Annotated in this window: 25 protein-coding genes; all 25 read right to left on the bottom strand. The window is 39.3% G+C overall.

The window, feature by feature from the left end; all coding sequences use genetic code 11:
• Positions 1-5: 5 nt before the first annotated feature.
• The 25 genes from topA to recG all read right to left on the bottom strand — a co-directional run bounded on the left by topA (position 6) and on the right by recG (position 26,443).
• On the bottom strand, positions 6-2,084 hold the full coding sequence (gene topA / locus ACIQ1H_RS11285; RefSeq protein WP_402888843.1) for a type I DNA topoisomerase: 2,079 nt from the start codon (positions 2,082-2,084) through the stop codon (positions 6-8).
• Between the two features lie 91 nt (positions 2,085-2,175).
• A complete protein-coding gene (gene dprA, locus ACIQ1H_RS11280; protein WP_402888841.1) occupies positions 2,176-3,072 on the bottom strand; it encodes a DNA-processing protein DprA in 897 nt (298 codons plus the stop codon).
• A gap of 252 nt (positions 3,073-3,324) precedes the next feature.
• Positions 3,325-4,227: a succinate--CoA ligase subunit alpha gene (sucD, locus tag ACIQ1H_RS11275; protein ID WP_173477774.1), complete on the bottom strand. Its 903-nt coding sequence runs from the start codon at positions 4,225-4,227 to the stop codon at positions 3,325-3,327.
• A gap of 17 nt (positions 4,228-4,244) precedes the next feature.
• Positions 4,245-5,405 (bottom strand): ADP-forming succinate--CoA ligase subunit beta, encoded by a 1,161-nt coding sequence (gene sucC / locus ACIQ1H_RS11270; RefSeq protein ID WP_173477775.1) that lies wholly within the window; start codon positions 5,403-5,405, stop codon positions 4,245-4,247.
• 155 nt (positions 5,406-5,560) lie between these two features.
• Complete coding sequence (locus ACIQ1H_RS11265) at positions 5,561-5,869, bottom strand: EscU/YscU/HrcU family type III secretion system export apparatus switch protein (RefSeq protein ID WP_402888839.1); 309 nt, start codon at positions 5,867-5,869, stop codon at positions 5,561-5,563.
• A complete protein-coding gene (locus ACIQ1H_RS11260; RefSeq protein WP_402888837.1) occupies positions 5,866-7,758 on the bottom strand; it encodes a hypothetical protein in 1,893 nt (630 codons plus the stop codon). Before ACIQ1H_RS11260 ends, ACIQ1H_RS11265 begins: the two co-directional genes overlap by 4 nt.
• A 15-nt stretch (positions 7,759-7,773) precedes the next feature.
• Positions 7,774-8,529 carry a ribonuclease HII gene (locus ACIQ1H_RS11255; protein ID WP_402889487.1) on the bottom strand — a complete coding sequence of 252 codons (756 nt, stop codon included), beginning with the start codon at positions 8,527-8,529 and terminating at the stop codon, positions 7,774-7,776.
• A 118-nt stretch (positions 8,530-8,647) separates the two neighbouring features.
• A complete protein-coding gene (ylqF, locus tag ACIQ1H_RS11250; RefSeq protein WP_173477779.1) occupies positions 8,648-9,523 on the bottom strand; it encodes a ribosome biogenesis GTPase YlqF in 876 nt (291 codons plus the stop codon).
• Positions 9,524-9,660: 137 nt separating this feature from the next.
• Positions 9,661-10,227 carry a signal peptidase I gene (lepB, locus tag ACIQ1H_RS11245; protein ID WP_173477780.1) on the bottom strand — a complete coding sequence of 189 codons (567 nt, stop codon included), beginning with the start codon at positions 10,225-10,227 and terminating at the stop codon, positions 9,661-9,663.
• A 112-nt stretch (positions 10,228-10,339) separates the two neighbouring features.
• Entirely contained in the window at positions 10,340-10,684 is a 345-nt protein-coding gene (gene rplS / locus ACIQ1H_RS11240) for a 50S ribosomal protein L19 (RefSeq protein WP_139860434.1), read from the bottom strand.
• 126 nt (positions 10,685-10,810) lie between these two features.
• Positions 10,811-11,539, bottom strand: a complete 729-nt coding sequence (trmD, locus tag ACIQ1H_RS11235; protein WP_139860438.1) for a tRNA (guanosine(37)-N1)-methyltransferase TrmD — start codon at positions 11,537-11,539, stop codon at positions 10,811-10,813.
• Positions 11,539-12,054 carry a ribosome maturation factor RimM gene (gene rimM / locus ACIQ1H_RS11230; protein WP_139860436.1) on the bottom strand — a complete coding sequence of 172 codons (516 nt, stop codon included), beginning with the start codon at positions 12,052-12,054 and terminating at the stop codon, positions 11,539-11,541. The genes trmD and rimM overlap by 1 nt, the downstream gene beginning before the upstream one ends.
• 229 nt (positions 12,055-12,283) lie before the next feature.
• The gene (locus tag ACIQ1H_RS11225; RefSeq protein WP_004269410.1) at positions 12,284-12,517 is read right to left on the bottom strand and encodes a KH domain-containing protein; all 234 of its coding nucleotides are present in this window, start codon (positions 12,515-12,517) and stop codon (positions 12,284-12,286) included.
• A 15-nt stretch (positions 12,518-12,532) separates the two neighbouring features.
• Complete coding sequence (rpsP, locus tag ACIQ1H_RS11220; protein WP_024362057.1) at positions 12,533-12,805, bottom strand: 30S ribosomal protein S16; 273 nt, start codon at positions 12,803-12,805, stop codon at positions 12,533-12,535.
• 94 nt (positions 12,806-12,899) lie between these two features.
• Positions 12,900-14,258: a signal recognition particle protein gene (gene ffh, locus ACIQ1H_RS11215; RefSeq protein WP_173477781.1), complete on the bottom strand. Its 1,359-nt coding sequence runs from the start codon at positions 14,256-14,258 to the stop codon at positions 12,900-12,902.
• A 12-nt stretch (positions 14,259-14,270) separates the two neighbouring features.
• Positions 14,271-14,606 (bottom strand): putative DNA-binding protein, encoded by a 336-nt coding sequence (locus ACIQ1H_RS11210; protein WP_173477782.1) that lies wholly within the window; start codon positions 14,604-14,606, stop codon positions 14,271-14,273.
• A gap of 197 nt (positions 14,607-14,803) precedes the next feature.
• Complete coding sequence (gene ftsY / locus ACIQ1H_RS11205) at positions 14,804-16,054, bottom strand: signal recognition particle-docking protein FtsY (protein ID WP_402888834.1); 1,251 nt, start codon at positions 16,052-16,054, stop codon at positions 14,804-14,806.
• Positions 16,051-19,632 (bottom strand): chromosome segregation protein SMC, encoded by a 3,582-nt coding sequence (smc, locus tag ACIQ1H_RS11200; RefSeq protein ID WP_402888832.1) that lies wholly within the window; start codon positions 19,630-19,632, stop codon positions 16,051-16,053. Before smc ends, ftsY begins: the two co-directional genes overlap by 4 nt.
• Before the next feature lie 3 nt (positions 19,633-19,635).
• Positions 19,636-20,400 (bottom strand): ribonuclease III, encoded by a 765-nt coding sequence (gene rnc, locus ACIQ1H_RS11195; protein WP_370635700.1) that lies wholly within the window; start codon positions 20,398-20,400, stop codon positions 19,636-19,638.
• 288 nt (positions 20,401-20,688) lie between these two features.
• Positions 20,689-20,925 carry an acyl carrier protein gene (acpP, locus tag ACIQ1H_RS11190; protein WP_024362063.1) on the bottom strand — a complete coding sequence of 79 codons (237 nt, stop codon included), beginning with the start codon at positions 20,923-20,925 and terminating at the stop codon, positions 20,689-20,691.
• Positions 20,926-20,985: 60 nt separating this feature from the next.
• Positions 20,986-21,732, bottom strand: coding sequence for a 3-oxoacyl-[acyl-carrier-protein] reductase (gene fabG, locus ACIQ1H_RS11185; RefSeq protein WP_402888830.1), 747 nt, complete (start codon positions 21,730-21,732; stop codon positions 20,986-20,988).
• The gene (fabD, locus tag ACIQ1H_RS11180) at positions 21,725-22,678 is read right to left on the bottom strand and encodes an ACP S-malonyltransferase (RefSeq protein WP_173477786.1); all 954 of its coding nucleotides are present in this window, start codon (positions 22,676-22,678) and stop codon (positions 21,725-21,727) included. Before fabD ends, fabG begins: the two co-directional genes overlap by 8 nt.
• A 19-nt stretch (positions 22,679-22,697) precedes the next feature.
• Complete coding sequence (plsX, locus tag ACIQ1H_RS11175; RefSeq protein WP_173477787.1) at positions 22,698-23,690, bottom strand: phosphate acyltransferase PlsX; 993 nt, start codon at positions 23,688-23,690, stop codon at positions 22,698-22,700.
• A gap of 2 nt (positions 23,691-23,692) precedes the next feature.
• A complete protein-coding gene (gene fapR, locus ACIQ1H_RS11170) occupies positions 23,693-24,265 on the bottom strand; it encodes a transcription factor FapR (RefSeq protein ID WP_173477788.1) in 573 nt (190 codons plus the stop codon).
• Between the two features lie 132 nt (positions 24,266-24,397).
• Positions 24,398-26,443, bottom strand: a complete 2,046-nt coding sequence (recG, locus tag ACIQ1H_RS11165) for an ATP-dependent DNA helicase RecG (RefSeq protein ID WP_402888827.1) — start codon at positions 26,441-26,443, stop codon at positions 24,398-24,400.
• Positions 26,444-26,544: the final 101 nt, after the last annotated feature.

The raw sequence follows: 26,544 nt of genomic DNA, 5'->3' as shown, positions 1-26,544 counted from the left end.
TCCTATCATTGAGTTGGTGTCTCTTCATAGTCACATTTCGTACACTGAATTTGCACACCTTTTTTTAATTTTTTCTCTACTAATAATGCACTACATTTCGGACATGGTCTACTAATCGGCTTGTCCCATGAAACAAATTCGCACTCTGGATATTGATTACATCCATAAAACAAGCGCTTAGTTTTACTTTTGCGTTCCACAATTTCGCCCGTTTCACAAGAAGGACATTTCACCCCAATTGGCTTCATAATGGCTTTTGTGTTACGGCAATCTGGGAAGTTCGAGCAAGCCATAAATTTCCCATAACGACCTAGCTTGAATACCATTGGTGAACCACATTTCTCACAATCCTCACCAGCTGGCTCATCTTTAATGACTACTTTCTCCATTTCAGCATCTGCATGCTTAACATGAACCTCGAAGTCTTTATAAAAATCATCGATTACTTCAACCCATTTACGACTACCTTCTTCAACATCATCCAGATCTTGTTCCATTTTTGCTGTAAATTCGATATTTATTATATCAGGGAAAAATTCCAGCATTTGTTGATGGACGATTTCACCAAGCTCTGTCGGCATAAATCTTTTGGCATCGAGCACAACATAGCCACGGCGTTGAATCGTATCAAGAGTCGGTGCGTATGTCGATGGTCGCCCTATTCCTAACTCTTCCATCGTTTTCACAAGTCGCGCCTCAGAATAACGTGGTGGTGGCTGCGTAAAGTGTTGCTTTGGTTCAATTTCAAGTGATTTCACCTGATCGCCAATTTCCATTTCAGGTAGAAGTTTCGTCGTTTCCTCTGTTTGATCATCCGTACCTTCTATATATAGTTTCATAAATCCAGCAAATTTGACTTGTGAGCCATTTGCTCGGAATAAAACATCACCATGTTGAAGGTCTACAGCAACTGTATCTAATACAGCAGGTGCCATTTGACTTGCAATAAAGCGCTCCCAAATCAAACGGTATAAACGTAGTTGATCGCGACTAAGTACTGTTTTTAACTCTTCTGGTGATCTCATCGTACTTGTTGGACGAATTGCTTCATGGGCATCTTGTGCATTGGACGCCTTTTTAACCTGCTTTGTTTCTGTCGAAATATATTCTTTTCCGTACTTTGTCTCAATGTACGAAACCGCTTCCGTCTTAGCAGTTTCTGATATACGCGTTGAATCTGTACGCATATACGTAATTAAACCGACAGTACCTTCTTTTTTACCAATATCAATACCTTCATACAATTGCTGCGCAAGCATCATCGTTTTTTTCGCACGGAAATTTAGCTTACGCGCTGCTTCTTGTTGTAAAGAAGATGTAGTAAAAGCAGGTGCGGCATTTCGTTTACGCTCTTTTTTCGTCACATTTACGACTTCAAATGCTGTTCCTTTAACATTTTTTAAAATGGACTTTACTTGCTCTTCATTCGTTAATTTTATTTTATCTTTGCCGTTACCGTAGTATAGTGCATCAAATGTCTTCTTGCCCTTTTCAAAAGAACCTTCAATTGTCCAATACTCTTCTGGCTGGAAGTTTTTAATTTCGTTTTCACGGTCAATAATCATACGTAATGCTACGGATTGCACACGCCCCGCAGATAAGCCCTTTTTAACCTTTTTCCAAAGAATTGGGCTTATATTATAACCTACAAGTCGATCGAGCATACGACGAGTTTGCTGTGCATCCACTAAATCCATATTTATAGCACGAGGATTTTTAAAGGATTCTAAAATTGCATCCTTTGTAATTTCATTGAAAACTACTCGACAATCCGAGTTAATATCAATATTTAACGCAGTCGCAAGGTGCCAAGCAATCGCTTCTCCCTCGCGGTCTGGATCGGCCGCTAGATAGACTTTCTTCACTTTTTTAGCCGCAGACTTAAGTTCCTGTAATACAGGTCCTTTACCACGAATTGTAATATATTTAGGTTCATAATTATTTTCAGTATCTACGCCCATTTGGCTACGTGGTAAGTCACGTACATGCCCGACTGATGCTTTTACTTTGTATTTTTTTCCTAAATAACGTTCAATTGTTTTTGCTTTTGCTGGTGATTCTACAATCACTAAATAATCCGCCATCTATGTCTCCCCCTTAGCGAGGTCTATTGCTAATTTTTTAAGTTACCTGTTGCAAAATGTATAACAGATTTTAAGATAATGCAACTTTTTTTCAATTTTTGCTAGAAAAGAGCGAAAGTGTTTCAACGATTTGGTGACCATCGCACACGGGAATAGCTCCTTCTAAAAGTAATTTATTTGTCCCTTTTGACTGCTCTGCATGAATTGGTCCAGGTACAACAAATACATCTTTTCCTTGCTCTAATGCACATTCTGTCGTAATTAACGTCCCACTCTTTAGTGCCGCTTCCGTAACAACTAAAGCTTGAGACAGCCCACTTATTAATCGGTTACGCATCGGAAATTGCCATTTTGTCGGTTTCATGTAAGGTGGATACTCTGTAATAAGTAAATGGCTCTCTGCCATTTTATTAGCAAGCGCTCGGTTTTCTTTTGGGTATAGAAAATTAAATCCATGCCCAAGCACTGCGATTGTATGGCCTCCAAACTTAATTGCTGCCTCATGAGCCATTGTATCTGCACCTCGTGCAAGCCCACTCACGACCGTGTACTCGTATTCAACAAGCGAAGGGACGATTATGTCTATTGCAACTTTAGTATAGGCTGTAGCCTTTCTTGAGCCTATAATAGCTATCCGCTTATCTCTTTCCAGCAGGGCGCGTTGACCTTTCACATACAATACAGTAGGTGGACTAGGTATTTCAAATAATTGCGCCGGGAAATATGGGTGATTAAAAGGTATGGGGAAAATATTTGCTTGTGCGTAAACCTCTTTGAGTGGCAAGTTCATTACGCGCTGGAAATTTCGAGAAATTTGCAAAGCTTTTTGCCTCGTTATTTGCAAAGTGCTTGCAATCTCGTTAGGGTGTGCTTCTTCTAAATAACTTAATACATCCACCGGGGACAATAACTGTTGAAGTTTTTGGAGTGGTAATGGATATACATAATGCATAGCTAGCAGTCTCTGAGTATCTACTGAGAAAATCATTTAAAAACCTCCTTTATAATAGAAGAAATTAAATGACCGCAAATTCATTTCATCACAAAAAAGTAGAAAACGATGTGTGTATACACTCATATGCACACGAGAGAGCGCCCTGTCTTGCCGCTTCATCTACTCGAATTTCACACCCGAGTTTCTAGTGTTGAATTTTCCAAAAGGGAGGGAACAATTCAAACACTATCAATTAAACAGAGAAAAAGAGAAAAGATGTAGCCACAATGTGCTACATCTTCCATTTTAATGGGTTTTACATTTTTCGTATAGCCCTTTTTCTTTAATTACTTTAATAAGTGTTTCACCGATAACAGATGGCGTTTCAGCTACTTCAATACCAGCTTCGTTCATCGCCTTAATTTTTTCAGCTGCTGTTCCTTTACCGCCAGAAATAATGGCACCTGCGTGTCCCATACGTTTTCCTGGAGGTGCAGTTTGTCCACCGATAAAGCCAACGACTGGTTTTGTCATATTCGCTTTAATCCATTCCGCTGCTTCTTCTTCAGCAGTACCACCAATTTCCCCAATCATGACAACTGCATATGTGTCAGGGTCATTGTTGAATGCTTCAAGTGCGTCGATAAAGTTAGTCCCATTTACAGGGTCTCCACCGATACCTACAGCTGTTGTTTGGCCAATTCCAGCTTGCGTCAATTGGTGAACCGCTTCATATGTTAATGTTCCTGAACGAGAAACAACCCCAACATGACCTTTCGTATGAATATAACCAGGCATAATACCAATCTTACATTCATCTGCTGTAATAACACCTGGACAGTTTGGTCCAACTAGGCGTGTTTTTTTGCCTTCCATAAAGCGTTTTACCTTAACCATATCTAGGACAGGAATATGCTCTGTAATACAAATTGTTAATTCTAGTTCAGCATCTACAGCTTCTAAAATTGCATCTGCTGCAAAAGGTGCAGGTACATAAATAACTGAAGTCGTCGCACCTGTTGCCGCTACAGCCTCAGCTACAGTATTGAATACAGGTACGCCTTCAATTTCAAGACCTCCCTTTCCAGGTGTTACGCCTGCTACGATTTTTGTACCATAATCAAGCATTTGCTTCGTATGAAATAGCGCCGTTTCGCCTGTAATCCCTTGTACAATTACCTTTGTATCTTTATTAATAAATACAGCCATTGTTCTCCCTGCCTTCCTTAGCCTACTAGTTCCACAATTTTTTGTGCACCGTCAGCCATTGAATCTGCTGCTACGATGTTTAATCCAGATGCATTTAAAATTTCTTTACCAAGCTCTACGTTCGTACCTTCTAAGCGTACTACTAACGGTACAGATAAACCAATTTCTTTGGCTGCAGTTACTACACCATCAGCTATAATGTTACATTTCATAATTCCACCGAAAATATTAACGAAAATACCTTTTACATGTGGATCTGAAAGAATAATTTTGAAAGCTTCCGTTACTTTTTCAGCTGTTGCACCGCCCCCAACATCAAGGAAGTTAGCGGGACTGCCGCCGTAGTAACTAATTGTATCCATCGTTGCCATCGCTAGACCTGCACCATTTACCATACAGCCAATGTTGCCATCTAGAGAGATATAGCTAAGATCGTATTTAGATGCTTCGATTTCTTTTGGATCTTCTTCATCAAAATCGCGCAATTCGACAATATCTTTATGACGGTATAATGCATTTGCGTCAAAATTGAATTTAGCATCTAGTGCTACCACTTCCCCTTGTCCAGTAACAACAAGTGGGTTAATTTCTACAATAGAAGCATCTTTATCGATAAATGCTTGATATAAACCTAACATTAATTTAACAGCTTTACCTACTAGGTTCGCTGGAATATTCATATTAAACGCCATGCGACGTGCTTGGAAGCTTGTTAGTCCGATTACTGGATCTACAACTTCTTTGAAGATTTTTTCAGGATTTGTTTCTGCTACTTCTTCAATATCCATGCCACCTTCTTCTGAACCCATTACAGTTACACGAGATGTAGCGCGGTCTAATACTAAACTTAAATAATACTCTTTTTGAATATCGGAGCCCTCTTCAATATACAAGCGCTTTACTTCTTTTCCTTCTGGACCTGTTTGATGAGTTACTAAAACTTTACCTAATAACTCTTTTGCGTACGTACGCACCTCATCAAGGTTTTTTGCGATTTTGACACCACCCGCTTTACCGCGTCCACCTGCATGAATTTGCGCCTTGACTACAGTAACATTTGAGCCAAGTTCCTTCGCTACCTTCACTGCTTCATCAGGGGAAAAAGCAACTTTTCCATTTGGTACTGCTACACCATATTTTCTCAGAATTTCTTTCCCTTGATATTCATGGATATTCATAATACATCCTCCCATCAAACATTTGCATAAAATTGTTTTACTAACATAATCTATTCTAACGAAACATTCTGATAAAGTCTACACTTTGTCTTTCGTTCAAAAATTCTCTAAACTTATGACGTTTTCTTCTACTTCGTGTACTAAAACAGAGAATTCTAAATATCAGAATAATTTATTTTTTCTATATTTTTGCTATGTTCTTGGTCTAAATGATATATAAATGCAAAAACTTCTGCCACAGCTTGATATAATTCTTCAGGTATGGACTCATTTAAATCTAATTGTCCAAGTAATTGGACAAGGTTTGGATCCTCATAAATAGGCACATTATGCTCATTTGCCCGTGCCAATATATTTTCCGCCACCTTGCCTTTACCTTTTGCCACGACAGAGGGGCTATCTAATTGTCCTAGCTTATAAGTTAGAGCAATTGCTTCTTTACGAGTCTTTTTTTCTTCACTCATATACGGAAATCCACCCCACTATTTTCCTCCTGCTGTTGTACTACAGGGGGTGTTTTTTCTAGTTGGGCTTTTTCAAATTTTTTTATAAAGACTCCTGAAAGCTGATAATTTTTTTTAGCTAGACCTATTTTTAATGCATCTTTTAGTGGATCAGCAAGCGGAATAATATTTGTTTGCTCATTAAATACAGTGACTGTTACGACACGATTTTGAACTTGCATATCAATAACGGTTTCCTTCATTGATTCCATTTGTAAATAAAATAATATACGCGCATAGTTAGCATCAATCTTTCCATCTTCTTTCATTCGACCATTCCACTGTAATGTCGCATCCATTTTCTTACCGAAAAACTCAAGTGGTACTTGCATCACAAGTTGATGTTGATGACCATTTTCTCCAGACACAAGCTGCATGCCATTCATACGTGTCATTAACATTTCAGCAGCTTCTTTTAGCTGTGGTGTAATTTGCGCCTCCTGAAGCAACGTATGGAGCTGAGGCTTTAATTGGTGTGCAATTGTTTGTAAATCTGCAGATTTACTACTAAGTGCAGCCTCATAGCTAATACCCAGACTTTTCAAAACCGTTTTGAGCGCATGTTCCATCGCTTTACTATCCATCGAATTGCGGACATGTGCATCAGCTTCTGTCAGCAGTTGCTGAATCCCTGGCTGTGGCGTTTCAACACTAGTCTTCACAAGATTGCGCAATAGTGCTTCATTTTGTGCTGGTAAAGTTATTTGTTGCTTTACCAACGATAATAAATGTTCCTTTACAGAAAGACCATTCGCATCTTGTGTAAATAATCGCTCGGGTGTATTTTGAGTAAAAGCTTTGATTAATTGCTCCTGCATTTGCTTTGCAAATATGTCTAATGTTTGTTTATTAATTGGTAGTTGATTCAATCTATCAATCATTTGGTTTAGTTGTAACTTTTGCTCATTCGTCAATAAACCTTGACTCGCTGTCCAAGCTTTTAGCTGGTCAATAAGCTGGGCTTTATTTTCTGGGTTTGTCGCTAAAATCGTTTGAATTACTTGGCCAGCCTGTTGTTGGCCTTGTTGCACAGATTTTGCATCACTTAATGTCGCCCAATTTTGTAAATTTGCCTGTTGCGGTAAAATCCCTGCTTCCTTTAACAAATTTAATGCTTGTAATCGCTCGCTCACAGATGCAGCATTATTCGTTAAAAGTTGTATTGACTTTGCTAGCACTAACGCTCCCGTTTCTGCTTCAAACGGCTTTGCAATCGCTGTTACTTGTTGCATCAAATTTTGCTTCATATTTTCTTGCAATACCGTATCCTTCGCTAATAACTGTGTAAAGGTATCCATAATAGCCGTCATGCCTGATGTTTTTTGCCCACTAACGAGCGCTTGGAATACATCTTGAAGCATCGGCATTTTCAGTTCGACCATTTTTTGTAATGCTTGCAAAGCATCCATCTTTGTCACACCTTCGGGTAATGCCTTCATCCACATCTCTGCCTGTAGGAGCTGCTCCTTAGATATCGGGATTTGCGCCTTTATAAAATGCGCTAATACTTGCTGCATTTCCGTCGTTTTTGGCAAATTCATCGAATCAAGGAGCTGATTTATTTGCTGACTCGCGGAAGCTTCTTGTCCCATTGGCCCTGTAACAACCTTTAACTCTGTTTGCGGACTTGTCCCTGTTACTTGAAAGAAATGTGCATCCCCTGCTTTAAGTGGTACTTCAAGTTTAGCAATGAGTTTTTGATTACCAACCTGAATTTCTGCTGTTTGATCTGGATATAGTTGTTTAATTGTGCCATGAAATACTTGTCCTTGCTTTAACGCAAGTGGTTGATTCGCTTGCATTAAAGTAGTTGATTGCGCTTGTATCGGATTAAACGATGTAGCTGTCATCTAAATACTCCTTTCTCACATGGATTTTATAGGCTCAAATGACTTTCGATGATGTATTGTTGGGCCGAATGTTTCAAGTGCCTCTAAATGTTGTTTCGTACCGTAACCAGCATGCTGTGCAAAGCCATACATAGGGAAATCTTTATCCAATTGTTCCATATAATCATCCCTAGCCGTTTTTGCTAAAATAGAAGCCGCTGCAATCGCTAAGCTTTTAGCATCTCCTTTAATAATGGAATCCTGAGGAATTGCTATTGGTAATGTCATTGCATCAACTAATACATAATCAGGCACAATAGACAATGATTCCACGCTTGTTTTCATCGATTGCTTCGTCGCTTCGTAAATGTTCAGTTCATCAATGGTTTTTGCTGATTGAAAATGAATAAAATAACTAATAGCATGCTCTTTTACCAATGTTGCAAAGGCATTACGTTTTTCCTTTGTTAATTGCTTCGAATCATTTAATCCAACAAGAGCATCACAGTTTTTTGGCAAAATAACAGCCGCCGTTACAACTGGTCCAGCTAATGGCCCACGTCCAGCTTCATCCACACCTGCAATCAATGCATCTTTGCCACCGTAGCGCTGATCGAAATCTATTTTAGCTTGATGTTCGTCAATTAGTTGTTGTTTTTTGTCCTGCCGTTTTTTCCAACTAAGCCACGCTTTCTGCACGCCTGCACGTTCATCATCTGCAACTGCTGTCATCCATTCTTGCCAATCCTCAGCTATTTTTAATGCTGCTGTAATCTCTTTAATCGTTTTCATCATTTTACTCCCTTTTTCTCACTCTATATCCTTTATCGGCAACAACTACTATTTCCTAAAAGAAAAACTGCCATGCTCACGTTTTATTGCGTGAGCATGGCAGTTTTTTTTTCGCACATTATTGCTGTGTTGCTTCTTTTTCAAGCTGTTCGTCAACAAAGTCAAATGTTAGCTTCCCTAAAAGTAACCCACGAATATCTCGAACGATAAGTTGTGCTACTTGATCATAATCGATTTCTCCACCTGCGCCAAAAACACGACGAAGCTTGCCGATATGGTCAAAAGTTTCTACTAAATCCTCATGCATAAATCGGAAACCATAACGTTCCTCCATGCGAGTTGGATAATGCGTCGATAAAAACCGCAACCCGTAAACAGCCAAATCTTCCATATTTGTAATAGTATCTTTAATAGCGCCTGTTAATGCTAGCTTATAGCCGACTTCTTGATCTTCAAACTTTGGCCATAAAATCCCTGGAGTATCAAGCAATTCCAGTTCCTTGCCGACCTTGATCCACTGTTGGGCCTTCGTTACACCTGGCATATTGCCTGTTTTCGCTATATTTTTCTTCGCTAATCGATTAATAAGTGTTGATTTGCCAACGTTCGGAATCCCTACTATCATTGCACGGATTGCTCTTGGCTTCATTCCACGAGACTTCATGCGGTCAAATTTTTCTTTTAAAATTTCCTGAGCTGCCTTTGTAACGAGTTGCAACCCTTTCCCTTCAAGAGAATTAATGGCCACCGCCTTATGACCATGCTGCGCAAAGTACTCTACCCATTTGCGTGTTTCCTGTTCATCTGCCATATCTGATTTATTTAAAATAAGCAATCGCGGCTTTTGATTGATAACTTCATCAATCATTGGATTTCTAGAAGATAGAGGCAAACGTGCATCAATCAATTCAAAAATAATATCTACTAGCTTTAATTTTTCTGTTACTTCACGGCGGGCCTTCGCCATATGCCCTGGAAACCATTGTATAGTCATTTCTATACCTCCTAAATAAGAAAAGCGCATTCGCCTCCTGTACACGTAATTAACGCGCAGTGCAAATGCTAAAATCGAATAAGATAACTTATGTTCTTAGACGTTAAGAAAGGGAGGGTTCGCCTCCCTTTCAAACATTACTTGACAATTTTTATATCGCTATACGGCCAGAAAATAAGGCTCGTATTACCTATTATTTCTTTCTGATCGACGATTCCAATATGACGGCTGTCCTTACTATAACGACGATTATCGCCCATGACAAAAACATAGCCCTCTGGGATGACATCATTAAGTGATACATCAATGTCATTTAACGTAAAATCTTCTGTTAATGTACCCTCTGTAATTTTCGCTTTGTAGGCATCTAAATAAGGCTCGTCTATCGGTTCACCGTTAATGTATAACTGATCATCTTTATATTCTAACGTTTCACCTGGTAACCCAATAACACGTTTAATGTAGTTTTTTTGTTCTGGTGCATGGAACACAACAATATCAAAGCGCTTTGGTTCGCCAATTTTATAACCAATTTTATTAACAATCATTCTGTCGCCATCTTCAAGGGTTGGCATCATGGACTCTCCATCAACTGCAATCGGTGTAAATAAAAAATAACGAATAACTGCTGCAATCGCAAATGCAATTAATAGCGCCTTTGTCCATTCCCATAATTCATTCTTTTCTTTCACTTGTTTTTCCATTATGAATTGCCCCCTTGTCTATCCTCATCCTCATTTTAGATGATTATTATTTAAGATGACAAGCAAAAAGAAAAGGAGCTTGCAATACAAGCCCCTCACTTTTAAGTCATAATTATCGAATTTCTTTAATACGAGCAGCTTTACCACGTAGGTTACGTAGGTAATAAAGTTTAGCACGACGTACTTTACCACGACGTACAACTTCTAAGTTAGCGATTTTTGGTGTGTGTACAGGGAATGTACGTTCAACACCTACACCGTAAGAAATTTTACGAACTGTGAAAGTTTCGCTAATACCGCCACCACGACGTTTGATAACTACACCTTCGTATACTTGGACACGTTCACGTGTACCCTCTACTACTTTCACGTGTACCTTAACAGTATCACCAGGACGGAAAGCAGGTAGATCAGTACGAAGCTGAGCTTTAGTAATTTCTGTAATAATGTTTGACATTGTTTTCTCTCCTTAGACAGATGCTCTTGCACGCAATCTATGCCACAGCGGAACACCGTAATTCAGCACTTCACATAGAAGTACAGAATAGATGTTATCACATATACTGCATGCAAGCAAGTATCTTTATAGTTCTTTTTTAAGTTTTTCTAAATACAATTTTTGCTTGTCTGTTAATGGATAATGCTCGAGTAGATCAGGGCGACGCTCGAATGTTCTTTTTAACGATTGTTCTTCGCGCCATTGCTCAATCTTTGCATGATTGCCTGATAATAATACTTCAGGTACTTGCATACCTCGAAATTCAGCAGGTCGCGTATAATGTGGGTGTTCTAACAAACCAGTTGAAAAGGAATCTTGTATATGAGAGTCTGCTTGTCCTAAAACACCTGGTAAAAGTCGTACAACGCTATCAATAACCGTCATCGCACCTAACTCTCCACCTGTTAATACAAAGTCTCCAATAGAAATTTCATCGGTTACTAGGTGCTCACGAATGCGTTCATCGTAGCCTTCGTAATGCCCACATAAAAATACTAATTCGCTTTCTTGCGCAAGCTCCTCCGCTTTTTTTTGAGTGAATCGTTCACCTTGCGGACACATTAAAATGATGCGTGGCTTTCTGTCTGCTGTAATCGCCTCTACAGCGCTAAACATCGGTTCTGGCTTCAACACCATCCCTGCACCACCACCATATGGGTAATCATCTACTTGTTTATGCTTGTTGCCTGAAAATGCGCGAATATCGGAAACTTCTAGCTTTACCGCACCTTTTTCCTGCGCTTTTTTCAGAATCGATGCACCAAACACACCCGAAAACATATCAGGAAATAGACTTAACACATGAATATTCATCATAGCAAGCCTTCCATCACATGAATGACAATTTTCTTTTCTTCCACATCAATATTTTTTACGATGTCTTCGATATAAGGAATGTAGTGTTCTTTTTTAGCACCTTTCACTACCCATACATCGTTTGCGCCTGTTTGTAGAATATCTTTCACTTCACCAATTGTTTCGCCTTCTTCAGATACAACTGTACAGCCAATAATTTCATGGAAGAAAAATTCATTTTCTTGCAATAAATCATCGGTCATTTGATCTTTCGTTATTTTCAGCATGCCTTCTTTGAACGGTTCGACAAAGTTAATATTATCCATGCCCTCAAATGTTAATAAAATAAAGTTTTTATGGCGGCGTACCGATTGAATTGTTACCCACGTTGGCTTTTTATCGTCTTTTTTAAACGCTGCAAGCTTATTTCCAACCGCAAAGCGCTTTTCTTCAAAATCTGTAGTCGATAATATACGTACTTCCCCACGGATACCGTGCGTGTTGACAATACGACCTACATTAAACCATTCCATCCATTTCACCTCTATACCGTTATATATCCGTACTATATAAAAAAAGGAAGGAACCAGCAAGCTCCCCCCTCTTCTATCCAGATTTTACGCTACACATTTACTACCCCGTCGAATTCTAGCAACGTATGTATGCATACTTGTTAGAATTGTTCAGTGCAAAACGGCGACGAGTTGCATAATTGCTACATTGTTACCTTCTCGCGTGTAAACGAGCGTGAAAATCTTTTTATTAATCCAATATATCGACGTAAGTCTTTTTTTGATGGTGACTACCTGCCGCTGAATAAACAATTGTACGAATCGCTTTCGCCACTCGCCCTTGTTTGCCTATGACTTTCCCTCGATCCTCTGGATGAACAAAAAGTTTATAAACAATTCGATTTGCATTTTCGTCCGTCTCAATACGAACTTCTTCTGGATAATCGACTAACGGTAAAACGATTGCTTCAATCAGCTGCTTCAAAGACGTCTCCCCCGATTATTTACTGAATTTTTGGTTATGGAATTTTTCCATGATACCTTGTTCTGAGAACAAGTTACGTACTGTATCTGATGGTTTTGCACCGTCAGCTAACCATTTAAGAGCTTTCTCTTCATCAATGTTTACAGTAGCTGGTTGAGTAAGTGGGTTGTAAGTACCAACTGTTTCGATTGAACGACCGTCACGTGGTGAACGAGCGTCTGCAACTACGATACGATAGAAAGGAGATTTTTTAGCTCCCATACGTTTTAAGCGAATTTTAACTGCCATTTTAATAGCACCTCCGAATAAGTTTCACACAAGATAGTATATTATCAATGTTTATGTTGTTTGTAAAGTGTTTTTTCTTAACACCTATAAAATATTATTTAAACAATGAATCAAAGCCTGGTAATTTCATCTTTTTCTTACCTTTACCAGTCGCCATACCTGTCATTTGTTTCATCATTTTTTTCATTTCATCAAATTGTTTTAATAAACGATTTACCTCTTGAATAGACGTACCTGAACCTTTTGCAATACGTTTTTTACGATTGCCGTTAATAATTTCAGGATTGGTCTTTTCAGCCTTTGTCATCGAGTAAATAATGGCTTCTACACGACCCATTTGCTTATCATCCACTTTGACATTGTCTAAGCCTTTAATTTTGCCTGCACCTGGTAGCATTTTTAATATTTCGTCGAGTGGGCCCATTTTTTTCACTTGCTGTAATTGCTCAACAAAATCATCGAGTGTAAAGCTTTGCGTTTTGAACTTTTCTTCTAGTTCTTTCGCTTTTGCTTCATCGACGTTTGCCTGCGCCTTTTCAATTAGTGATAAAACATCACCCATTCCTAAAATACGAGATGCCATACGCTCTGGATGGAATGGTTCAAGAGCGTCCATTTTTTCACCCATACCGACAAATTTAATCGGCTTCTGTGTTACAGAACGGATAGATAATGCCGCACCACCACGTGTATCCCCATCAAGCTTAGTTAATACAACACCTGTAATGCCGACTGCCTCATTAAAGCTTTCCGCCACGTTTACGGCGTCCTGACCAGTCATAGCATCTACTACTAGGAATACTTCATCTGGCTCTTTAAGCGCACGAATATCCTTTAATTCTTGCATTAAATCCTCATCGATATGCAAGCGACCTGCAGTATCAATAATTACGACATCATGATGCTCTTCTTTTGCTAGTTCAATTGCCTGGCGAGCGATTTCAACTGGTGATACGTCTGTGCCTAAAGCAAAAACAGGTAAAGATAGTTGCTTTCCTAATGTTTGTAATTGTTGAACCGCAGCTGGGCGGTAAACGTCAGCAGCAACTAATAATGGTTTACGATTATATTTTTTACGTAAAATATTTGCTAATTTCCCAGAAGTTGTTGTTTTACCCGCACCTTGCAAACCGACCATCATAATGACAGTTGGGGGCTTTGTATTAAATTTAATCGGGCTTTGTTCGCCGCCCATCAGCTCTGTTAATTCGTCTTGAACGATTTTAATGACTTGTTGCCCTGGTGTTAAGCTTTGCATAACATCTACACCAACAGCACGTTCACTTACCTTTTTAACGAATTCTTTGACTACTTTTAAGTTAACATCCGCCTCGATTAAAGCAAATCGGACTTCACGCATCATTTCTTTTACGTCTTGTTCCGATACTTTTCCTTTACCTTTAATCTTTTGGATCGTTCCTTGGAGTCGTTCCGCTAATCCTTCAAAAGCCACTGCTTTCGCCTCCTAATCCCATTCTTTCAACTGCTCAATAAGCGCCAACTGCTCCTCAACCGTCATACTTTTTTCCGTAATCCCAGCTGTAAGTCGCGCAAGCATTTGCGTGCGTTGTTGAAATTTTTCCAGTAAACATAGTTTTTCTTCATATTCTTCAAGCATCGCTTCAGTTCGACGAATATTATCATAAACAGCTTGACGTGAAACCCCATATGATTCAGCGATTTCTCCAAGTGAGTGATCATCTAAATAATAGAGTTCCATATAACTTCTTTGCTTATCTGTTAATAATGCTTGATAAAAGTCGAAGAGAAAGTTCATGCGTGTTGTTTTTTCAAGTAGCATCGAGTTTCTCCCCCCGTTGTTTGTCATTTGTATCATAACGAAAAGCGCCCGTCTGTGTCAAGGTAATCTCCTTGTCTAAAAGCCTTCTATTAGCCGATTTAAGTATTCTTCCATCATTAGCTAGTATTTCTCTTTTAAACACGCATTTCACCTTTATACAGTCGAGCGCTCATTCTATTCACTACAAATCGCTATTATTATTCTTCGCTATTTTCTAGCTCTTTATCTAAGCCTTCTGCAAACAAGCCATATACATAACGTTCTGCATCAAATGGCTGTAGATCGTCCATCTTTTCACCTAGACCAACGAATTTCACAGGAATGTGCAATTTATTTCGAATGGCTAGCACAATACCACCTTTTGCAGTCCCATCAAGTTTCGTCAAGACAATACCCGTTACGTTTGTTACTTCTTTAAACGTTTGTGCCTGCACAAGCGCATTTTGACCAGTAGTCGCATCTAATGCTAACAATACCTCATGTGGCGCATCTGGTATTTCCCGCGAAATAACACGATGAACTTTTTCTAACTCGTTCATTAAGTTCACTTTGTTTTGTAGGCGACCTGCAGTATCACAAATTAATACGTCCGCTTTACGATTTTTCGCTGCGCGTATTGCATCATACATGACTGCTGCTGGATCCGAGCCCTCAGACTGCTTAATCACTTCACAGCCAACACGGTCTCCCCACACTTGTAATTGATCAATCGCACCTGCACGGAACGTATCTCCCGCTGCTAATACGACCGTTTTCCCTTCTGATTTAAGACGACGTGCCAATTTGCCAATTGTTGTTGTTTTCCCAACACCGTTTACACCAACAAATAAAATAACAGTTAGCTCACCATTAGGTTGCATATTTAGTTCAATTAAATCTTCTTCACCTTGCTCATAAATTTCCACAAGTTTCTCAGAAATAATGGTTTGGATACCGTTTGTATCTTTAATATTTTTACGTTGAACCTCGAAGCGTAATTTATCCATAAGCTCCATCACTGTTTCAAAGCCAACGTCTGCTTGTAGTAATAAATCTTCTAGCTCTTCAAAGAAATCTTCGTCTACTTTACGATAACGCGCAACTAAATCATTGACCTTAGAAGTAAATGAATTACGTGTTTTTTCAAGACCTGCTTTAAATTTTTGTGTAATGGACCACGCAGAAGGTTTTTTTTCAGATACTGCTTCTTCCTCTACAACAGCAATTTCCTGCACTTCCTCCACTTTTTCTTCCTCTACTACATTGGAAGCCTCTACAACAGCCATGTCTTCATTTGTTGATTGCTCTTGCTTTTCTTCTACTTCTACGTTAGATGTTTCAAGTAGGGCAGGTTCGGCTGTGTCTTCATGCTGTAAATCGGTTGATTGCTCTTCGCCTATCAATTCTACTTTTTCTTCTTCTGTTGGATTCCCAACCAACTTATCTTTTAAACGTTTAAAAAAACTCATGCTTGTTCGCTCCTTTGCTCCGCAAGTACGGGTTCATCTTCTAATTTTACTGATACAAGTTTTGATACACCTGATTCCTGCATCGTAATACCATACAGTACGTCAGCCCCCTCCATTGTACCTTTACGATGTGTAATGACAATAAATTGGGTATTGCGACTAAACTTCTTCAAGTATTCGCTGTATCGAACAACATTTGCCTCGTCTAATGCCGCTTCTACTTCATCGAGAATACAGAACGGCACAGGTCTTATATTTAAAATCGAGAATAGTAAAGCAATTGCAGTAAGTGCACGTTCACCACCAGAAAGCAAGCTTAAGTTTTGCAGCTTCTTCCCAGGTGGTTGGGCAACAATTTCAATGCCCGTTTCAAGCATATTGTTTGGATCTAATAATACTAAATCTGCCTGACCACCACCAAATAATTCGCGGAAAACAAGTTTGAATTGCTCTCGAATGGCAAAAAACGTCTCACTAAAGCGCAGTGTCATTTCTTCATCCATTTCTTTAATCGCTTCGTGTAACGTATCTTGCGCTGCAAGTAAATCCTCACGCTGCTCTGTTAAAAAAGAATGACGCTCTTGGACACGCTCAAATTCATCAATCGCACTTAAATTCACAGGACCTAATTCTTCAATAGATTTTTTCAATAGCTTGACACGACGTCTCATATGCTCTTCATCTTCAATTGATAAGGCGACTTCCATTGCTTCCTCAAACGTTAGTTGATAGTTTTCTTCGAGCTGATTATTATAATTATTCATCTCAAATTCTACGCGGCTTCGCTTCAATTCATTCGCACGTATTGCTTCTATGAAGCCTTTATGTATACGTTGCAATTCCTTTAGCTGCTCTTCTAACGTTGCTAGCTCTTGTTGTTGGGCTGCTTTTTCATCTTTTTTCTGTGAAATTGTAACTTGTAATGTTTCTCTTCTAGCCTTCCACGTAGCAACTTGTGCCTCTACTTCTTCATCACTCAACAATTTTGTCGATTCATCAGATTGAAGCCATATTATTTCCTGAGAAATATTGTCGACTTTTTGTCGAGCTTTGTTTAACTGTAGCGCAAGTTCTGCAGTTGCAATTTGTACTTGGGACATTTGTTCCTGCATAACCGCCAATTGTGAACGTTTTTCTGCAGTTTGTTCTCGAAGAACATCCTTTTCCGTTTCACTTTGCAATTTCACTTTACCAAGTTGCTCTACCGTTTCATTAATTTCCACTAATTCTAATGCAAGAGCTGCTAAACGTGTCGTTGCTGCTTCCTTTTGAGCAAGCAGTGATTCTTCACGTGTCTTAACATCCAGCGTTTCATTGGAGGCAAATGACACTCGGGCTGACAAGCTTTTTTCAACAACTTCTAATTCCCGAATACGACTTGCCTGTTGCATCTCTTCTTTACGTAGCTGATCGCCTTCAAGTTTTAATTGTTCCAATGTGTCTCGCAACGATGACAATGTTTCCTTTTCTGTTGCTACAGCCTGCTCTGCGCTATAAATCGAAGTCTCTAGCGCTTCTAGTTTGGCAATTAAACCATCTAACTCCGCTTTTCTCGTAAATAATGAAGATTGTTGTTTTGCAGCACCACCTGTTAAAGAACCACCAGCATTAACAATATCTCCTTCGAGCGTTACTACTCGATAGCGGAAACCACATAAACGTGCTATTTGACTAGCACCTTCTAAATTTGATGCCACGATTACATTGCCAAGTAAATTTTCTACGATAGAGCGATTATTTTCATCAAATGTCACAAGTGCATCTGCCATTTGCACGAATGCAGGATGCTCCGTTGCAAGCTGAATCGAAGATAAATTTATTTTGCGTGATTTCATGACCGTTTTCGGTAAAAATGTCGCTCGGCCAGCTCTTTTTTGTTTTAACCACTTGATGGCCTGTTGAGCGTTCTGTTCATTCGACGTCACAATATGTTGTGATGCAGCACCTAAAGCTGTTTCAATCGCTTGTGAATACTTCCCATCGACCTGAATTAATTCTGCCACTGCACCTTCAATGCCAAATAATTCACCTTTGTCACGAGCTAATAATACTTCTTTAACGCCGTGGAAGAAGCCTGAAAAGTCTGCTTCTAGCTCTGCTAATGTATCTTTTCTAGCTTTTAACTGTTGCTGATGCTGATAAGCTTTGTATAGCATTTCCTGCTTTTCGTTAAATGAACTATTCACATTTTTAAATTGAATTTGTAACGCTTCATATTGCTCTAGCTTTTTTTGCAACTCCGTTGTCGTTGCTGTATGTGTACCTACAAGCGACTCTTTCTCTGTGACAACTTCAATAAGCTCTTGCCCAATTTCATCCGTTTGGTCTGTCATACGCGCGGCCATTGCTTTTTGTTGCGATAGTTGTTGATCAATATTTTTTAGTTCATTTTTTACTGTTGCTTCTTCATTTAACGAATCGATATAACGGTTTTTATGCCCTTCAATTTCTTGTTCGATTTCTGTAACCGAACGATTTAATGATTGTTCTAATTGCTTAATAATTTGCTTTAAAGTTGAGACTTCCTGTTGCTTTTCAGTAAACAACTGTTTTTTCTCAAGCTCCTGTGCCGTTAGATCTTCTACTTCACTTTTCGCTTCTTGCAATGATGCATTTAACTGCTGTAATTGATTCGTTGCATTTTGTCGCTTCTCAGCCATTAAAGCTTTACGACCATCCCAACGCTCCATTTCCATTGTGGCATCGACAAGCTCTGATTGTGCTGCATCCAATACGACATCAAGCTCTTTTAAATGTTTACGAATTGCAGCAGATTGTGTTTCAAAAGCTTGAATATTACTAGCATGTTTTTGCTCTGTTTCAGCTAACTGCGTATATTCTTCTTTCAATGCATGCAAAGATTGTGCACAATTTTTTAAATCGTGCACAAGAATCGCAATATCAAAATCTTTTAGCTCCGTGGACATTTGCACATAATCTCTTGCACTAGAAGCTTGTATTTGCAAAGGCTCCAAACGGCTATCTAACTCATGCAAAATATCTAAAACACGGTATAAGTTTTCATCTGTTTCTACAAGTTTATGCTCAGCTTTTTTCTTTCGTAGCTTGTATTTTAATACACCAGCCGCCTCTTCAAATATAGAGCGACGGTCGTCAGGACGGCTATTTAAAATTTCATCGACACGGCCTTGGGAAATTATCGAGAAAGCCTCTTTCCCAAGTCCTGAGTCCATAAACAAGTCCGTAATATCCTTCAGGCGACACTGCTGGTTATTTAATAAATATTCACTATCACCTGAACGGTATACGCGTCTTGTTACGCTTACCTCTGTGTACGAAAAAGCAAGCTGTTCATCTGTATTATCTAAAATTAATGTTACCTCTGCAAAGTTTAGTGGCTTTCGAGAGTCACTCCCAGCAAAAATAACATCTTCCATTTTTGCCCCACGCAACGACTTTGCCGATTGCTCTCCGAGTACCCAACGAATAGCATCAGTTACATTACTTTTCCCACTGCCATTAGGTCCAACAACAGCTGTAACACCTGGTACAAAATCAATACCAATGCGCTCCGCAAAAGATTTAAAGCCAATCACTTCGAGTCGTTTTAGGAACATCTATTAAGCCTCCTCTTTAGCAGAATGCTCACGCATCATACGCATAGCGCATTGTGCTGCTTGTTGTTCAGCTTCTTTTTTCGATTTCCCTCGACCGATACCAAGCTCTTGTCCATTTAATAGTACGCTCGATACAAAGGTACGGTTATGCGCTGGGCCCTTTTCATCGATAATCTCATAATGAAGAAGACCGTTGTTTGTTTGCTGTACCATTTCTTGTAACTGGCTTTTAAAATCCATCACATGCGAAAAAGCACCGACTTCTACTTTTGGGAACACGATTCGTTCTAAAAACGTCACGACCGTTTGCAAATCCTGATCTAAATAAAGGGCACCTACAAATGATTCAAAAACATCTGCAAGTAGCGCTGGGCGTTCCCGTCCTCCTGTTAACTCCTCACCTTTTCCAAGCAATACAAAGCGACCAAAGCCCAACTCATTTGCAAAAATAACAAGTGATGGCTCACAAACGATCGATGCGCGCAGTTTTGTTAATTCACCCTCGCTCATATGTGGGTATTTCTCAAAAAGGTATTTAGAAACAGATAGTTCAAGTACTGCGTCACCTAAAAATTCGAGACGCTCATTATCCGTAAACAATTTACGGCGATGCTCATTCACATAAGATGAATGCGTGAATGCTTGATACAATAAATTTTTATTAATAAATGTGATATTTAATTCATGCTGTAACAGCTCGAATTGATTGCGTACCTTTTCAGGAAGTACGCCTGATTTCTGCATATTTCCTTTTCTTCTCATAGCCATTGAACAATCTGCCTTCCTAATAGTTTCTACCGTCTTAGTGTACCTTTTTCAAGGCATTTATGCAAAAGTATTTCGGCTAAAATACAATGTTTTGGAAGTTTTAACGTAATTTTTTTACAAAAATAAAAAAAGGCACGCAAATCGTTCGAAAAACGAACCATTTCGTACCTTTAAAATACATCAAAGCATAAACGATTATGCTTTGATGAAAGTATTCAATGAAATCAGATTTTTATTATACAATCTTAAAAGGTTGCAATTGAAATCTGTCACATCTGCCAGAGGCGATTAGTTAATTTTACCTTCGATGTATGAAATAGCAGAACCTACTGTTGAGATTTTTTCAGCATCTTCATCAGAAATTTCCATATCAAATTCGTCTTCAAGCTCCATAACAAGCTCAACAACGTCTAATGAGTCAGCACCTAAATCATCACGGAAAGAAGCTTCTAATGTTACTTCACTTTCTTCAACACCTAAACGGTCCACGATTACTTTTGTTACGCGTTCTAATACTGTAGTCAAAACTTTCACCTCCCCTCAAATGATTATACAAAAATTTTATATTTATGCTATAGCATAATATTACATCACCATGCCGCCGTCAATATGTAACGTTTGACCCGTCATATAGTTTGCTTCATCTGAAGCTAAAAACGCAACGGCTTTTGCAATATCCTCTGGTTGCCCAAGTTTAGCAAGTGGAATTTGCGTAAGCATACCTTGTTTTATCTCTTCTGGAAGCTGTTCAGTCATTTCTGTTTCAATAAAGCCTGGTGCAATTGCATTCACTAAAATATTACGTGATGCAAGTTCCTTAGCAGTTGTTTTTGTTAAGCCAATTACGCCCGCTTTTGCTGCTACATAGTTAGCTTGCCCAGCATTGCCAGCTACACCAACGATAGAAGAAATATTAATAATACGTCCTGCACGTTGCTTCATCATTTGACGTGTAACAGCTTTTGTACAAAGGAATACACCTTTTAAGTTCGTATTAAGAACATCGTCCCATTCGTCTTCCTTCATTCGCATTAATAAATTATCGCGTGTAATACCTGCATTATTCACTAAAATATCAAGTGAGCCAAATGTTTTAACTGCCGCATCCATCAGAGCAGTAACTTCTTCTGTTTTTGAAACACTTGCCTGTACTGCAAGCGCCTCACCACCATTTGCTTGAATTGCCGCCACAACTTCTTCCGCTTTAGCTTGTGAGCCACTATAGTTTACAACTACCTTTGCACCTTCATCAGCAAGCTTTAACGCAATCGCACGTCCAATTCCTCGTGAAGCACCTGTTACAACTGCAACTTTCCCTTCTAATTTACGCATTGATTGTCCACTCCTTCGACGCTTCTAATACTGCTTCTAATGAAGCTTCATCATATACACAATACGTTGCTACTGAACGATCTACTTTCTTTACTAAGCCACTTAGAACTTTGCCAGGTCCACACTCGATAAATACATCGACACCTTGCGCAATCATTTCACGTACTGATGCTTCCCATTGTACTGCACTATATACCTGTTCCACTAATTCTTGTTGAATAGCTGGCACATCTGACAATTCTTTAGCTTTAACGTTGCCGATTACTGGAATTTGCGGTGCCGATAAAGTAATATCTGCTAATGTTTCCTGTAATTTACTAGATGAAGGTCGCATTAATTCTGAATGGAAAGGTCCACTTACAACTAATGGAATAGCACGTTTAGCGCCAGCTTCTTTAGCGGCAACTGAAGCCTTGTCAACGCCTTCTTTTGTTCCAGAAATAACGATTTGTCCTGGACAGTTGACGTTTGCAACTTGTACTACATCGCCATCAGCTGTTACTTTTTCAGTCACTTCATGCAATGCATCTAGCTCCATTCCAAGAATAGCAGCCATAGCCCCTTGCCCTGCTGGCACAGCTTCGTTCATAAATAAACCTCGTTTATGAACAATTGCAACAGCATCCTCAAACGATAAAACGCCTGCGATAACTAATGCACCATATTCTCCAAGTGAGTGACCAGCTGCAAAATTCGGTGTAATACCTGCAGCACGTAATTTCTCAGCAACCATAACACCTGTCGTTAATAACGCTGGCTGTGCATGATATGTTAGCGTTAATTCTTCAGCAGGTCCCTCTAGCATTAATTTAGATAAGTCAAAACCAAGTGTTTTATTAGCACTTTCGTAAAAGGCTTTACTTTCTTGTGAGTTGCTTACAAATTCTTGGCCCATACCAACCGCTTGAGAGCCTTGGCCTGGAAATATAAATGCGATTTTCGTCATTTCTTATTAATCCCCTTTGTTAGTCAATTTCTAAGTGACGTACTGTATCTGTTATCGTTGAAATAACCGTATGCTCTACCATCGTATTCGCTTGACGTATTGCACTAAAGATTGCTTTAGCATTCGATGATCCATGCGCTTTAATAACAGGCGCTTGCAAACCAAACAAACCTGCCCCGCCATACTCTGTGTAGTCCATTTTATTTTTCAAGTCACGTAAATTATTCTTCATAAGTGCTGCTGAAATTTTTGTTTTTGTAGAAGACATAAATGCCTCTTTTAACATCTTAAACAATGCGCCAGCTGTTCCCTCAATCGACTTTAGCACCATATTGCCCGTAAATCCATCTGTTACAACAACATCAGCAACCCCATCGAGTAAATCACGCGCTTCGACATTGCCGACAAAATTTAAGTCGGCTTCTTTTAGTAATTCAAAAGCAGCCTTCGTTAAATCATTTCCTTTTTTATCTTCAGTCCCGATATTTAACAATCCAATACGAGGCTTTTGTAGACCGCCTACTTTTTTAGCGTAAATATCACCCATAATTGCATACTGCAGTAAATGCTCTGGTCGTGCGTCCGCATTGGCCCCTAGGTCGAGCATTAAAAAGCCTTTACCATCAAGCGTCGGTAATGTCGTTGCTAAAGCTGGTCGCGCAATTCCTTCGATACGACCTACTTTAAACAAACCACCTGCCATTAGTGCGCCTGTATTGCCAGCTGAAAGGCAAGCGTCTGCTGTACCTTCTTCAACCGCATCCATCATTTTCGCCATTGATGAATCCTTCTTACGTCGTACAGCACGTGCAGGATCATCTGTCCCTTCAACCACTTCTTCACAGTGGATAACTGTTAAGCGATCGTGCATTTTTAAAAATGGGTCGAGCTTTTCTTGCTGTCCATATAATTGTATTTCCAAATTTGGAATTTGTTCTAATGCTAATAATGCACCTTCCACTACTGATTTCGGTGCATTGTCGCCACCCATTCCATCAAGCGCTAATTTCATAGTTATTCACCCTTACCTTTCGTGCGGTACATATCAAATTCACCAACAAAAACAGTTTCACCATTCACAGTCGATATAATCTCAACTTTTGTACGATGGCGTTCATCATCTCTTCCGACAACGACCGCCTTAGTTATAACACGATTTCCTGCTTTAACAGGTTTCACAAATGTAATATTAGAGTGCACTGTTAAAGCAAGCTCATCATCTATAACCGCTACAGCTAATGAGTTTGCCTGTGCAAATAAATGATGTCCACGCGCGATGCCATTGCGCTGAAATACATGCTCTTCTTTTACATCAAATATAGATATTGCACGATTATCTAGTTCTATATCAATAATTTCACCGATGACTTCATCAATCGGTAATGATTTTACTTCATTTTCATATGTTTTCGAAGCTACATCTTTAATTCGTTCGCGCAATTCTGGAATTGCTAGTTCCATGCGATCTAAACGAATTGTTTGTACACTTACCTGAAACTCCGACGCTAATTGTTCATCTGTGACGAATGGGTTTTCCGCAATCGTTTCAGATAATAATCGCTGTCGCTCTTTTTTCGTTCGTCTCAACGTCATTCGCCACCTTTTGAGTTGTTATTAGCACTTGGTACTAATATCAGTATATAGAGTATAAAAAAAGAATGCAAGACTTGTTTTCAAAAACAAGCACTCGCATTCCTTGCCGTACAACACGTAATTATACTAATCAAAACGTTCACCTTGCAGAACACCAGACTTTTCAAGCATATCACGTAAAAATTGATACGTTTCATCATGCCAAAACGCCTCTGTTTCAATCATTTCAGTTGCATCTTTTCGCGCCGTCTCAAGCGTCCTATAATCATGTACTAAATCCGCAACTTTAAAGTCAGGTAAGCCACTTTGCTTCCGTCCAAAGAAATCACCTGGTCCACGTAGCTCTAAATCTTTTTCTGCAAGTCGGAAGCCATCATTTGTTTCAGTCATAGACTGCATCCGCTCTTTACCTTCATCAGATTTAGGATCAGCGATTAACACACAGTAAGATTGGTGCTCACCACGCCCTACACGACCTCGCAGCTGATGTAGCTGTGCTAGTCCAAAGCGTTCTGCATCGTATACAACCATAAACGTTGCATTCGGCACATTTACTCCGACTTCAACAACTGTCGTAGATACTAAAACTTGTATTTCTCCTTCACTAAAGTCACGCATCACAGCATCTTTTTCATCCGCTGGTAAGCGACCATGCATTAAACCAACTTTATAGCGCCCATTAAAATACGATGCGAGCTGCTCATAAATTTCCACTGCGTTTTGGACATCCAATTTATCCGATTCTTCGATTAATGGACAAATAGCATAGGCCTGTCTACCCGCTTGAAGCTCTAGCTCTAATTTGGACAACACAGAACCAAGTTGTTCTTTTTTCATCCAATGTGTTTCAATTTCCTTACGCCCCGCTGGCATTTCATCAATCAACGAAACATCCATTTCGCCAAAGGCTGTAATCGAAAGTGTTCGAGGGATAGGCGTAGCAGTCATAAAGAGCACATCAGGGTTTTCCCCTTTATCACGTAAAATTCTCCGTTGTTCTACGCCAAAGCGATGCTGTTCGTCCGTTATAACAAAGCCTAGTCTATTAAAAATTACATCTGGCTGTATAAGTGCATGTGTTCCTATTACAATATCTATTTCACCAGCTGCAAGTGCAGCTAATAATAGACGTCGCTCTTTTGTTTTTGTTGAGCCCGACAATAACGCTACACGGACACCAAATGGCTCGAACCAAGCAAGTAAGTTTTCCGCATGTTGTTCGGCTAAAATTTCAGTTGGTGCCATTAACGCTCCTTGAAACCCTGCAGTCACAGCGGCATATAAACAAATTGCCGCAACTACCGTTTTTCCCGAACCAACATCCCCTTGTAGCAAACGATTCATCCGATGCGGTTCTTTTAAATCCTTACAAATTTCATTAACAACACGTTTTTGTGCTCCTGTTAATTCGTATGGTAGTGAAGCGATAAATGCCCGTACCTTTTGCAAGTCAAATTGTATAATTGTCCCACGTTCATTATCCTTACGTATTTTTCGTAACGCTTGAATACGAAGTTGAAAGTTTAATAATTCTTCATAAGCAAATCGTCTTCTTGCTTGTTTAGCGTGTTCAGCATCTTGCGGAAAATGAATACCTTCAAGACCATCGCGAATTGAGACAAGCTTATAAGCTGCTTGCAAATGTTGCGGAATTGCATCAGGTAATTCCGCGCCAAAATGATCTAACACTTGTCGTATATATTTGCGAAAACGTTTTTGCGGAATTAAACCTTTGAGACTATAAACAGGTTCAAAATCTACTTGGTCTATTTTCGGACCAAATGTGACCGTCGTACCATTAATTACTTGTCTGCCTCTATCCCATTTCCCCGTCACTGTCACAATAGTACCTGGTATTAGCTTTTGCTTTAAATAGTTCTGATTGAAAAACACTACCTTTACAAGGTGACGGCCAGCGAGTACTGTCACTTGCAAGCGAGATTTATTTCGTCCTAAAAATAACACTGTCGGCTCACGTTCTACTTTACATTCAACAGTAACACGCTCATTATGAGGTGTTTGTGCTAAATCCTTTAAGCGAAAATCTTCATGTCGATGCGGGAAAGTCCACAACAAATCGTGTATCGTCTCAATACCTAATGTTTCTAAATGCGCAGCAGTTTCTTTCCCAACTCCTTTTAATTCAGAGACAGGACTGGTTAATTCAGTCACCTTTCATATCAGCCCCTTCAAATAACGCCAATTCGCATACTATTGCTGTCATCGAGCATATACTTAAACTTTTGTTACTCAAAAGAGCCTACCTCCCTTCT

It is taken from the genome of Lysinibacillus sp. NPDC097279, assembly GCF_044761745.1.
Classification (GTDB): Bacteria; Bacillota; Bacilli; order Bacillales_A; family Planococcaceae; genus Lysinibacillus.
The sequence above is the reverse complement of the archived record's forward strand: the minus strand, read 5'-3'. Positions and strand labels throughout refer to the sequence as shown.

What these genes read in the sequence shown, in the direction of transcription:
- ACIQ1H_RS11265 (WP_402888839.1), bottom strand. Translation starts at nt 5,869, where the DNA reads ATGAGTGAAGAAAAAAAGACTCGTAAAGAAGCAATTGCTCTAACTTAT.
- dprA (WP_402888841.1), bottom strand. Translation starts at nt 3,072, where the DNA reads ATGATTTTCTCAGTAGATACTCAGAGACTGCTAGCTATGCATTATGTA.
- rimM (WP_139860436.1), bottom strand. Translation starts at nt 12,054, where the DNA reads ATGGAATGGTTTAATGTAGGTCGTATTGTCAACACGCACGGTATCCGT.
- sucD (WP_173477774.1), bottom strand. Translation starts at nt 4,227, where the DNA reads ATGGCTGTATTTATTAATAAAGATACAAAGGTAATTGTACAAGGGATT.
- rpsP (WP_024362057.1), bottom strand. Translation starts at nt 12,805, where the DNA reads ATGGCAGTTAAAATTCGCTTAAAACGTATGGGAGCTAAAAAATCTCCT.
- topA (WP_402888843.1), bottom strand. Translation starts at nt 2,084, where the DNA reads ATGGCGGATTATTTAGTGATTGTAGAATCACCAGCAAAAGCAAAAACA.
- lepB (WP_173477780.1), bottom strand. Translation starts at nt 10,227, where the DNA reads ATGGAAAAACAAGTGAAAGAAAAGAATGAATTATGGGAATGGACAAAG.
- ftsY (WP_402888834.1), bottom strand. Translation starts at nt 16,054, where the DNA reads ATGAGTTTTTTTAAACGTTTAAAAGATAAGTTGGTTGGGAATCCAACA.
- fabG (WP_402888830.1), bottom strand. Translation starts at nt 21,732, where the DNA reads ATGCGTAAATTAGAAGGGAAAGTTGCAGTTGTAACAGGTGCTTCACGA.
- ylqF (WP_173477779.1), bottom strand. Translation starts at nt 9,523, where the DNA reads ATGACTATACAATGGTTTCCAGGGCATATGGCGAAGGCCCGCCGTGAA.
- rnc (WP_370635700.1), bottom strand. Translation starts at nt 20,400, where the DNA reads ATGGCTATGAGAAGAAAAGGAAATATGCAGAAATCAGGCGTACTTCCT.
- ACIQ1H_RS11210 (WP_173477782.1), bottom strand. Translation starts at nt 14,606, where the DNA reads ATGCTACTTGAAAAAACAACACGCATGAACTTTCTCTTCGACTTTTAT.
- ACIQ1H_RS11255 (WP_402889487.1), bottom strand. Translation starts at nt 8,529, where the DNA reads ATGAAAACGATTAAAGAGATTACAGCAGCATTAAAAATAGCTGAGGAT.
- rplS (WP_139860434.1), bottom strand. Translation starts at nt 10,684, where the DNA reads ATGTCAAACATTATTACAGAAATTACTAAAGCTCAGCTTCGTACTGAT.
- plsX (WP_173477787.1), bottom strand. Translation starts at nt 23,690, where the DNA reads ATGAAATTAGCGCTTGATGGAATGGGTGGCGACAATGCACCGAAATCA.
- trmD (WP_139860438.1), bottom strand. Translation starts at nt 11,539, where the DNA reads ATGAATATTCATGTGTTAAGTCTATTTCCTGATATGTTTTCGGGTGTG.
- fabD (WP_173477786.1), bottom strand. Translation starts at nt 22,678, where the DNA reads ATGACGAAAATCGCATTTATATTTCCAGGCCAAGGCTCTCAAGCGGTT.
- ACIQ1H_RS11260 (WP_402888837.1), bottom strand. Translation starts at nt 7,758, where the DNA reads ATGACAGCTACATCGTTTAATCCGATACAAGCGCAATCAACTACTTTA.
- smc (WP_402888832.1), bottom strand. Translation starts at nt 19,632, where the DNA reads ATGTTCCTAAAACGACTCGAAGTGATTGGCTTTAAATCTTTTGCGGAG.
- sucC (WP_173477775.1), bottom strand. Translation starts at nt 5,405, where the DNA reads ATGAATATCCATGAATATCAAGGGAAAGAAATTCTGAGAAAATATGGT.